General features: G+C 49.4%; 3 pseudogenes. All 3 read right to left on the bottom strand.

The features are described 5' to 3' along the window. Positions 1–143: 143 nt before the first annotated feature. Positions 144–794, bottom strand: a pseudogene (locus HEN33_RS24975) (DUF550 domain-containing protein); the annotation flags it as partial. Further along, a pseudogene (locus HEN33_RS26620) lies at positions 774–908 on the bottom strand (hypothetical protein); the annotation flags it as partial. The pseudogenes HEN33_RS24975 and HEN33_RS26620, both read right to left, overlap by 21 nt. A gap of 125 nt (positions 909–1,033) precedes the next feature. After that, positions 1,034–1,228, bottom strand: a pseudogene (locus HEN33_RS27220) (ead/Ea22-like family protein); the annotation flags it as partial. Between the last annotated feature and the right edge of the window lie 87 nt (positions 1,229–1,315).

Genomic DNA, 1,315 nt, shown 5'->3' with positions numbered 1-1,315 from the left:
CAGTCGATTGCCATTTCAAAACCTTCATAGCCAAATCTGACATTTCTTGTCTCCATAAAACAAAACCCGCCGTAGCGAGTTCAGATAAAAGAAATCCCCGCGAGTGCGAGGATTGTTATTCACCTTTGACGGCAAGTTGCAGGTTAGCCACGGTTAACTCCTTGCTGTGTGGCGTCGAGTAATAAATCCCACAACCGCTGAGAGCAATTTCCGCATGTACAGCGTTGACCCACAACGTTTATCGCGTTGCTGATTTCCGGCGTTACCTGTTTAGGAACCATAACCCAACCATCCGGAGTTACCGGAAGCGAGAACGGCAGCACATCTCTGTGAACAAGTTTTTGCTGTGACAGGTTATCCAGAACTTTCTGTACTGCTGCATCACCGAATACACCAAGCGCATCTGCCATAACTCCTACAACCTGATAAGCCTCAGCGCATACCGTGGATAAACCATCCGGAGTTACCGGAGAGTTGCCGGGTTCTTTAATGTGCAAGCGAGGCTCACCATCTTTTGGCTCAGGCCACTGGCGCTCCATGTTGATCTTCAATTTATCTTCCATAGCAGCGGTAATTTCAGCATCGCTGATGCCGGCACGGCGCTGTGCATCCCACAACAGAAACTGCATATCAGCCCACTCGCTAAGATCGTCTGGTTCGGCTGCGGCTTCCAGAGCCTCTTTTGAGAGGTGTTTCAGTGGACCAATGGGGCCAACGCAGCCAAATGTGGAGTCAGACCATTTGGCATGCTCGTGGCGAATCTGTTCGCGTTCCAGTGAGGCGAGAGCGATTTTAAATGCTGTAAGCATGTGTGCTTGATCGTTGTCGAGTCCGAATGGCATTTCATCTCGTGCTGACTCAATACTGGTAATCGTATTTTGTAGCCATTCTTTGGTAAAAGTGCTCATCGTAAAATATCCTCTATACTGGTAAGTCCTTCATTATTTAGCCAGATCATGGCGTCATCCGGCAACTTGCTGTCTGGTTTGGCGTTTTTGAGAGAGGAACTCAGTCGCTTAATCCACATTGTCACCTCAGTAATGCGCCTGTCTTTGCCTTCCAGCTCAACACGCAGCTTCCCTACCGTTAGCGCAATTTCCTCGTTCTCCTGGTCACGGCGTTTGATGTATTGCTGGTTTCTTTCCCGTTCATCCAGCAGTGCCCGCACAATCGATGGTGTTACCAGCTCATGGAAAAGGTCCGCATCAAATCCCCAGTCGTCATGCATTGCCTGCTCTGCCGCTTCACGCAGTGCCTGAGAGTTAATTTCGCTCACTTCGAACCTCTCTGTTTACTGATAAGCTCCAGATCCTCC

Origin of the sequence: Escherichia sp. 94.0001, from assembly GCF_013369155.2 — a bacterium.
GTDB lineage: Bacteria > Pseudomonadota > Gammaproteobacteria > Enterobacterales > Enterobacteriaceae > Escherichia > Escherichia coli_F.
The sequence above is the reverse complement of the archived record's forward strand: the minus strand, read 5'-3'. Positions and strand labels throughout refer to the sequence as shown.